Here is a 9,058-nt window from a genome sequence, read left to right on the forward strand (position 1 = left end):
CGTCTTTAAAGATTAGTTATTTAGTTTTGTCCCAGCTTCTTTTTGTTCATATTAATAATATAGTGAGACTTCTCAGTATTACCTTAGCGGGATTTTTCTTGCTTTGATGGGCTTAGATGTGACTTCTCTGTTACCCCGCTTTGCTGTTTCTAGGTTTGGCGGGCTTAGAGACGGCTCCTCTGTTACCCCGCTTTCATTTTCTGGAATGTGCGGACGTAGATTCGCCTTCTCTGTTACCCCGTTTTCCCTTTTCTCGCTTCGGCAGGCATAGACTTACCTTCTCTATCATCTCTACAGTCTTCTTTTTGCCAAAACTGCCTTTCAGACAATTTAACTCAATCTCCCTCTTATTCCTCCTCCAGCCATACGTCTTCCACATATTTTCTTTTTTGCTGTTTGCTTATTTTTCGATATTCTTTTGATTTAAAAAGAATATCAAAATCATAATCTTCCGGATAGAGCTCTGTTCCTTTTATATATAGCTTTAATCGTTTTTGGTTAACTGTTCTTTTTTCCTGGCGAACCTGTACTACATATCTTCCTTGTGCATCTGGCCCTTTGTAAACAATTCCCATCTCCTTGGTCTCTGTAAGAATTACATTATCTCCTTGTTCAAAAATCGGCTCCTGAGAAAGAGGGATATCAACCGTTTTCTTCCCCAATGTATTTCGAGCGTATTTATTAACAACGATTTGCTGTTTATAATCCGCATTGTCTAACCGTTGTTCCTGTTGAAAATTCCGATGTGTTTTATAGGTTATTTCATGGGCCTTTTCAATAAGTTTAGGGTGTAAACCTAGTTTGCTTGCAATTTCAAATGCTTGGCTTCTTCCGCTTTGCCCCAATAATAGCTTATACGTCGGTCGCAGCGTATCGATATCAAATTCCATCGTTCCATTTAAAAAACCTTCTGTTTGATCTGCAAATTCTTTCATTTCACTATAATGAGTTGTGGCAAATAATGTTGCCCCTTTTTGATAAAGCTGTTCCAAAATAACAATCGCCAGTGCCATCCCTTCTCCAGGATCTGTACCTGATCCCAGCTCATCAAGTAATACAAGAGAGCGATCATTGGTCGTTCTTAAAATATCAATAATATTCACTAGTCTGGAACTAAACGTACTTAAATTTTGTTCAATGCTTTGTCCGTCGCCAATATCCACAAATATATGCTGAAAGACCGCTATTTTACTGCCTTCTTTTGCAGGAATAAGTAAACCTGACTGAGCCATCATTGTCAATAAACCAATCGTTTTCAATGTTACCGTTTTTCCCCCTGTATTCGGACCGGTTATTACTAATGCCCGATGCTCTTCTCCAAATGAGATGGTTAAAGGAACAGCCTTCTCACCAAGCATTGGATGGCGGGCTTCTTTTAAATGAATCGTATAGTCTTCTGTTAAAACAGGTGACTTTGCTTCAATGGATCTGCTATATTTTGCTTTCGCAAATAAAACATCATAATAATGCATTGTTTCGATGGCTAATTGAATTGCCTTTTCCTCGCCTAAAAGTCTTTCCGTTAATTCATATAAAATCCGCTCAACCTCATACTCTTCTGAAAGTTTCAATGTTTCGATTTCTGCTTGCATATCTGCTAATTCGAGTGGTTCGATAAAAAGTGTTGCTCCTGATGCTGAGGTATCCAATACACTACCTTGGATTTTCGTACGATATTCTCTTTTTACGGATAGAGTTAGATGACCACTACGTTCTGATACTATTTTATCTTGCAGATAGCCTGCATATTTTTTGGATTTCACAAGTTGATTTGCTTTTTCTTTTACTCTGTCTGTTAAGATAGACAGCTGTCTTCTTAAATATGCTAAGTCACCGGAGGCATAGTCATCGACATTCCCGTGTCTAATGCATCTCGCTATTTCTTCTGTAAGCTCTCGAACATCAGGGATGGATTGAACGTAAAGAGAGACATTCGGCGCGACATATTCTTTATCACGCATAAACTGCTTTAGCTTTGTACAATGCTCTAAAAAGGAAATGATAAACGGGAATTGATCTGCTCGAATATAGATTCCTTTCTTCGCCTGATTAAGATAAAGGGACATTTCATCTAGTGTATGAATGGGCACACTGCTTGATATTTCTAATATTTTCATGGCCTCTTCTATTTCTTTTAACGATTGTTCCATTCTTCTTATATCCTGCATTGGGCGAATTTTCTGGATTGTTTCTTTCGCTAAATTAGTTTTCGCAAAAGTTTCTATTTCCTCTAAAATCCTATGAAATCCTAGTACTTCAAATGTCTGCTGATTCATTTTTATAACCTCCTGTTTTCTTTAAATAAATGACTTTTTTCGTAAAGTTTGTTGGCGATCGACCACAGCCAAATAAAAAAAGCCAGCATGAACAAACGCTCACTGGCTTTTTTCAGGGGTAGACCTATCCGCTTTAAGCGGCATGAGGAAATCCTTCGCAATAAAGTAAAAAAGCTATGACAAATATGCCATAGCTTATACCATCTATTGCTTGCTATGAGGCTTATTCTTAACCTTCCTTGAAATTTGCATGCTAAATAAACCGGTATAAGTCCGATTTTTTAACAAAATTCAAGGCCGTATAAAATTAACGGTTAGTTAAGAACACTCACACTCATAAAACAATCTCCTTAAAAGGGCTTTTTATTTTTACTCCCTTTTAGTTTATCCATTTTTCTTTTCCATTGTCAACATTTTCAAAAAATTAATCTGCTAAATCCTTTTTCAATTGGTCTAAAGAATTATCCCATAGTTGCTGATCATGTTTTTTTAAGAAATCAGCAAGCACCTTTTTGGACTTATCATCCATATGATCGACCATAATATGTCTTTTCATACTTTTATCCATCTTGTTCACATGTTCTGGAAGTGACTTATACCCTCTGCGAATGGAACGGTCTACTGTCATTTCACACGCTGTCACCCCAGCATAATATGGTCCTTCTTGCTTGCGGTCAATCGTTACCCACACTAGCCAATATGGCTTGCCATTTGGAACTTCTTCTTTCGTTTTCAAAAATTTGATACCACGCTCTACTGCACTTCTTGCGTGCATTGCACCGATATCGACGATTGCTTCTCCTTCTTCCACATCAATAATAACAGGAGAGACATTTTCTAAACTAAGACTGCCAATTCCAAAGCCTTTATGCCCATCGGTCGGGTCATTTTTAATAATATTAAAACCTATTGTCTTTTTCTTTTTTCCTTCCACTTTTCATACTCCTCCTGCAAATTTATTAGCTGCTATGTTGTCGTTCTCCTTTTGAGGTCAATAAATTCTGGTGTATAAAAAACGTCTCTTTTTCATTCTGTGAAAAAGAGCGATTAAAATAATAATTGATTAAACAGATTGAGAAAAAAGATTCGCACAAACTCAATCCATGGGAATATCGTATAGCTCGATAATCCTGTAACAATTAATACAATAAATAAAATAGAACCATATACCTCATATTTTGACATTTGCGCTCTCACTCGAGAGGAAACCAAATCTTCAATAATTCGGTAACCATCAAGTGGTGGTAGAGGGATTAAATTAAATGCAAAGAGTAATAAATTCATATAAATAAAAATTTGAAAAAACGGATATAAATCAAAGTTGCTTCCTATAGGTACATTTAACTTTATTAAGATTGCAATAATGATAAAGCCAAGAAAAGCTAGTATTAAGTTACTAAAAGGCCCTGCTAATGATACCAATACTCCAGCTAGCTTAGGTCGTTTAAAGTAATGACGATTAACCGGTACTGGTTTCGCCCATCCAAATCCTGCGAGCAAAATAAAAATTGCACCAATTAGGTCAATATGAACGATGGGATTTAACGTCAGCCTTCCTTGCTTTTGAGCTGTTGGATCGCCAAATTTATAGGCTACAAATGCATGTGCAAATTCATGGATGGTAAAACCTATTACAATAGAAATAACAATATAAGGCAAATCCGCCAAATTTTGTGAAAATAACAAATGATTAGCTCCCCTCTATACTGAGTTCAATGGAAAACGTCTCTTTTCTCTCTATGTTTCCTTTTAAAATTATACATGATTATAAATTGGAAAGGAAAATATTCTTTCTCCCATGAAAAAACCAAGTGAAGTAGCCACTATTTTACTAACATTTTTTAGTAGAGACTTGCACTTTTCCAAAAAATATGAAAAACTACAATCAAAAACCAAGGAGGATTTTAACCATGCCCTATGTAACTGTAAAGATGCTAGAAGGTAGAACAGAGGATCAAAAAAGAAATCTAGTAGAGAAAGTAACAGAAGCAGTAGTGGAAACGACAGGTGCATCAAAAGAAAAAGTTGTTGTCTTTATTGAGGAAATGCCAACAAACCATTATGCGGTAGCTGGCAAACGCCTGAGTGATCAATAATAACTATCATCTTAAAAAAGGCCGTCGAAAGCAATGAAATAATTTGCTTTCGACGGCCTTTTTATTTAATGAATCGTTTTTTCTTTTAAACTGTCAATATATGCGTAAGCTATCTCAATTTCTTCTTCTGTATATTTTTGCTTTGCTTTTAGTGTAAAAACTTTTTCCTTTACCTCTTCCTTCGATAAAGTATCGAAAAATAGAACGGTGGAAACAAGCTCAAGAAATCTTGAGTTTTGGCCATTCATATCTTCTAGACAAGGAGATAAGTTTGGCATCTCTACTTCATTAAGGGTAAGAAATTCTTTACCATTATCTGTGAGTGTATAGCGATATTGGAAATATCCGCCTTTTTTTTCTTTTACTTCATTTAAAAATCCCATATTACATAATTCTTCTACTCGCAAGGTTAGTTCTTCTGAATAAGGACCGAAAAAGTGAAATTGATATTTTTCATGAAAAGGAAAATCAAGCTTTTTCGCAATATATATCATTTTTTGTAGCTTTTTTCTTCCAATAATTTCGCCCGATGCAGCAATTGCTTTCATTACTTTGGCATGATCTTTTAACAAATTGGGTCATCTCCTACTCCATTTAATCCTAAAACACGCATCTATTGAATATCTAACAATTGACGGATTTGTTTTTTGACTTTCCCTTTGGAACTGTCATCCTTCAGAATATCTTTTGGAAAATATAGCTTATGATCTGTTCTTCTTTTCCCAGAAATACTATCGACTATTTCTGATTCTCTAGAAAGCTCTCTGATTTCTCCATTTTTCATCAAGAGATGGATCGGTAACCGCTCTTCTTCCTCACCTGGCCTGTAAAAGTCATAGGGAAGATCGGAAGAGGAATCCACAACCAAATAATACTCTGGATCTAATCCTGCTTTTTGAAATAAACCAGATAGTTCCTGAAGCTTCTTATATTCGTTCGCTGGATCAAACTCTACATATTTAAAAAGATTTCTATTCATAAATCTACGGCAAAGATCCTTTAAAATGACATCATCTTCCTCTTGCCACATTTGGAAATAATAGAGAATAATAGCTTCATCCAATTTCAAATAGTCTTCTAAAGATGTCTCTTCTTCAAAGAGTGAGTAAAAATGAATTGGGTGATATTTAAAGGGGTAGAACTGCTCGTGTAAGTATTTTGCTCTATGTAGAATTTTTGTAAGAATTACTTCCGCACTTCTTGTTACTGGGTGAAAATATACCTGCCAGTACATTTGATAGCGGCTCATAATATAATCTTCTACTGCGTGCATTCCACTTTTCTTAATAACAGCCTGATCTTCACGGGGACGCATCACACGCAAAATTCGCTCCATATCGAAATTCCCGTAGCTAACCCCTGTAAAATAGGCATCCCTTAGTAAATAATCCATGCGATCTGCGTCAATTTGACTGGAGATTAAACTGACTACTAGTTTTTCTTTCGAGGTCTTTGCAATTACTTCGGCAACCTTTTTTGGAAAATCCTTTTCCACTTTTGTTAAAACTTTATTTACTTCTGTCTTGCCAAGAATAATCCTACGCGTAAATTCTTCATGATCAAGATCAAACACTTTTTCAAATGAATGAGAAAAAGGTCCGTGTCCTAAATCATGCAAGAGGGCAGCACATAAAGAAAGCAATCTTTGGTTATTATTCCACTCTTCTCTGCCTTCAAAGACATCATCGATTATTCTTCTAACAATTTCATATACTCCTAGAGAGTGGTTAAATCTACTATGTTCCGCACCATGAAAGGTAAGATAAGTCGTGCCCAACTGTTTAATTCTTCGCAGGCGCTGAAACTCTTTTGTTCCTATTAAATCCCATATTACTCGATCGCGCACATGTATATAGCGATGGACTGGATCTTTAAATACTTTTTCTTCGTTTAGCTTATCCGTCGAATATGGCATCTTTCTTCACTCTCTTTCGTTCTATTGACTATTTTTTATTTATTCTAGTAATTTAGAGTACACTCCATATTCTAAAGATAGAAAAAGAGGGTTCCGTTTAAGCATTTTAAAAAGGGAAAAATAATCTTTTTCTCCATAAAATAACTATCTAGTGGAAACTCCTCTGGTTTTACAAGGCTATGTTCGTAAAGTTTGTTGCTATCGAAAGTTAAAATAATAGACAGGTTTCTATTATTTTTTTAACTTCGCATTGATTTTATCCATTAACTCTTCTTCTGTTAATGCAGCTAGTGGACGATTATTGACAAAAGCAAATGTTTTTTTGCGACCAGGTCCGCAATAGGATTGACAGCCTATATCTATTTTTGCCTCTGGATCTATTTGCTTTAAACGTGGTACTAACGTTTTTAAATTCACTGCCTGACAATCGTCGCAAACACGAAATTCGTTTGCCATTTGGACAACCCTTTCTATAAATGCTCAAAAAAAGTGATCGACAATCAAATCGACAACATTCTCACTCATTACTATATGGTATTTTACCCCTTCTGAACTTGCAATGCAAGATGCAAAAGATTGTAAAAAAGTGACGAATTATTAACAAAACTGCACGGTTACGCTTTGTATCTCTTGACTATTAGATCTTATTTTTTTATTCGAAAATTAAAACCACTTCCCTTCTCTATATTATTTAGGAAATATACGTTATAATTTTCTCTTGAAATATAGGGAGGTTTTGAAATGAATAAAAGTAGAATATTAGTAATGTGCAGCATTGTTCTTGCTATGCTGATTGCCTCTATTGATACGACCATAATGAACACAACCATGCCTATTATTGCAGAGGAGCTTGGCGGTACGGAATTATATGCCTGGTCTTTTGCTGCTTATATGATAGCAAGTACCATTCTTTCGCCAATTGCCGGTAGACTTTCTGATCTTTTTGGAAGAAAGAAGCTGTTTGCTTTTGGCATTATTGTCTTTTTAATTGGTTCTCTCTTATGCGGAATCGCAGCAACTATGCCTCAGCTAGTCATTTTTAGAGCGTTGCAAGGAATGGGTGCTGGATTCATGATGCCATTTCCTGCAATCATTGCTGGAGACCTTTTTTCTATTGAAAAAAGAGGGAAAATCCAGGCGTTGTTTACTGGCATGTGGGCATTATCTGCTGTATTGGCCCCTACACTCGGTTCTCTTTTTGTAGAATTTTTGAGTTGGAGATGGATTTTTTATATTAATTTACTCAACTTTCGCACCAAAAAAATAAGTGCAAATCGTTAGTTGTATTGCGTCTATGGTCTATTAAATATGTTGCTTGACAGTGTTTAATAAAATGAAATAACACCTCATTCTTTGGTATAGTGTAATTGTAGAGAAAACACTACCATACAGAAGAGGTGCTCCCTATATGATAGACCAAAATAGCCAAAACAATCAACTACCAAAAGAACTTAATTCGGTTTTTTCTGAGCTTGAAATGAATAAACACCTGCGCCAAGCAGGAATTAAAAAATCCTTCGGTTTCAGCTGTTCCTACTTATTTCAGCTTGTTTTCTGTTTGATTTTCCAGCACAAAAATTGGTTTTCACTTCTTGATTCAAAGAAAGCCGATCAGTTTCCAGCCAAAGATGCCGTCTATCGCTTTTTAAACCAATCAACTTTTAATTGGCGCCGTTTCTTACTACTGTTGAGCATTTTTACTATTCAAAAGGTGACTCGCCTTACGAATAAAGAGCGTCCAAAAGTACTGATTATCGATGATTCTGCGTATGACCGAAATCGTAGTAAAAAGGTAGAGCTTCTCGCTCGTTGTTTTGATCATGCTTCCCTGAAAATGCGTTTCTTTAAGGGGTTTCGTATGCTCACTTTGGGCTGGTCAGATGGCTATACATTTATGCCAATTGACTTTTCTTTAGTCAGTTCAAAAAAGTCTCAAATCAATGGTATCTCTGAAAAAATTGATAAACGTACTTGTGGATACAAGCGTCGAGAAAATGCATTACAAACTGAGCCTGAACAAGTTCCTGACATGATTAAACGTGCATTAGCCAATGGGATAGATGCAAGTTATGTCCTTATGGATTCTTGGTTTACATTGCCACCACTTGTAAAGTCTATTGTGGATCAAGGATTAGACGTAATTGGTATGGTCAAAGAAACAAAACAACGTTATAACGTAAACGGGGAGATGGTTTCTTTAAAGCAACTATACCGCCTAGCTGGACCCATTCAATCCAAGAAAGGAATTCTTCGTTCCATCCATACGATCATGGCTAATGGAACACCAATTAAAGTGGTATTCATTCAAAACAGAAATAAGAAAAGCGACTGGCTTGCCATCCTCAGCACAGACTGCACTCTTTCAGAACAGGAGATCGTCCGAATCTATGGAATGCGCTGGGATATCGAGGTATTCTTTAAGGCGGCCAAATCTCTTTTGAAACTTGAAAAAGAATTCCAAAGCCGTTCATATGACGCGCTTATTTGCCATACAACGATTGTGTTTTCTCGTTTTATCGTTCTGTCGTGGCAGAATCGCTGTAATACCGATCAACGCACAATAGGTGGTCTGTTTTACGAATTATGCGATGAAGTAAATGAACTTGATTGGGCTGTCGCATTACAGCAATTGATCGAGCTTCTTCAAGATGCACTTAAACAAACGAATAAGAAAATCAAAAAAATAATTCAAAGTCAACTTGAACAGTGGATCGCTGGCCTTCCTAATTATATCAAGGCTTATTTGCCGATATCACTCTGCGAAAGTTGAG

General features: G+C 36.2%; 8 protein-coding genes and 1 pseudogene. 3 read left to right on the forward strand and 6 right to left on the reverse strand.

Annotated elements, in window-relative coordinates:
- Positions 1-347 precede the first annotated feature (347 nt).
- The 3 genes from ADJ83_RS15100 to ADJ83_RS15110 form a co-directional block, all read right to left on the reverse strand.
- A complete protein-coding gene (locus tag ADJ83_RS15100; RefSeq protein ID WP_048718220.1) occupies positions 348-2,276 on the reverse strand; it encodes an endonuclease MutS2 in 1,929 nt (642 codons plus the stop codon).
- Positions 2,277-2,700: 424 nt separating this feature from the next.
- Complete coding sequence (locus tag ADJ83_RS15105) at positions 2,701-3,210, reverse strand: YwhD family protein (protein WP_031540075.1); 510 nt, start codon at positions 3,208-3,210, stop codon at positions 2,701-2,703.
- Positions 3,211-3,323: 113 nt separating this feature from the next.
- Positions 3,324-3,962 carry a site-2 protease family protein gene (locus ADJ83_RS15110; protein ID WP_031540076.1) on the reverse strand — a complete coding sequence of 213 codons (639 nt, stop codon included), beginning with the start codon at positions 3,960-3,962 and terminating at the stop codon, positions 3,324-3,326.
- A gap of 224 nt (positions 3,963-4,186) precedes the next feature.
- Between ADJ83_RS15110 and ADJ83_RS15115 the strand changes: the two genes are divergently transcribed.
- Entirely contained in the window at positions 4,187-4,372 is a 186-nt protein-coding gene (locus tag ADJ83_RS15115) for a 2-hydroxymuconate tautomerase (protein ID WP_031540077.1), read from the forward strand.
- 65 nt (positions 4,373-4,437) lie between these two features.
- Here the strand turns inward: ADJ83_RS15115 and ADJ83_RS15120 are convergent, their stop codons facing one another.
- From ADJ83_RS15120 to ADJ83_RS15130, 3 genes are all read right to left on the reverse strand, one after another.
- Positions 4,438-4,944, reverse strand: a complete 507-nt coding sequence (locus ADJ83_RS15120; protein ID WP_031540078.1) for a YwgA family protein — start codon at positions 4,942-4,944, stop codon at positions 4,438-4,440.
- Between the two features lie 41 nt (positions 4,945-4,985).
- Positions 4,986-6,287 (reverse strand): HD domain-containing protein, encoded by a 1,302-nt coding sequence (locus ADJ83_RS15125; protein WP_048718222.1) that lies wholly within the window; start codon positions 6,285-6,287, stop codon positions 4,986-4,988.
- A gap of 231 nt (positions 6,288-6,518) precedes the next feature.
- Entirely contained in the window at positions 6,519-6,743 is a 225-nt protein-coding gene (locus ADJ83_RS15130) for a DUF1450 domain-containing protein (RefSeq protein ID WP_031540080.1), read from the reverse strand.
- 285 nt (positions 6,744-7,028) lie between these two features.
- Here ADJ83_RS15130 and ADJ83_RS15135 point away from each other — a divergent pair.
- Positions 7,029-7,529: pseudogene (locus ADJ83_RS15135) on the forward strand (MFS transporter); the annotation flags it as partial.
- A gap of 166 nt (positions 7,530-7,695) precedes the next feature.
- The gene (locus ADJ83_RS15140) at positions 7,696-9,057 is read left to right on the forward strand and encodes an IS4 family transposase (protein WP_048717268.1); all 1,362 of its coding nucleotides are present in this window, start codon (positions 7,696-7,698) and stop codon (positions 9,055-9,057) included.
- The last annotated feature ends 1 nt before the right edge of the window (position 9,058 follow it).

It is taken from the genome of Bacillus sp. 522_BSPC (genome assembly GCF_001076885.1).
Lineage (GTDB): Bacteria > Bacillota > Bacilli > Bacillales > Cytobacillaceae > Niallia > Niallia hominis.

What these genes read in the sequence shown, in the direction of transcription:
- ADJ83_RS15115 (WP_031540077.1), top strand. Translation starts at nt 4,187, where the DNA reads ATGCCCTATGTAACTGTAAAGATGCTAGAAGGTAGAACAGAGGATCAA.
- ADJ83_RS15125 (WP_048718222.1), bottom strand. Translation starts at nt 6,287, where the DNA reads ATGCCATATTCGACGGATAAGCTAAACGAAGAAAAAGTATTTAAAGAT.
- ADJ83_RS15100 (WP_048718220.1), bottom strand. Translation starts at nt 2,276, where the DNA reads ATGAATCAGCAGACATTTGAAGTACTAGGATTTCATAGGATTTTAGAG.
- ADJ83_RS15130 (WP_031540080.1), bottom strand. Translation starts at nt 6,743, where the DNA reads ATGGCAAACGAATTTCGTGTTTGCGACGATTGTCAGGCAGTGAATTTA.
- ADJ83_RS15140 (WP_048717268.1), top strand. Translation starts at nt 7,696, where the DNA reads ATGATAGACCAAAATAGCCAAAACAATCAACTACCAAAAGAACTTAAT.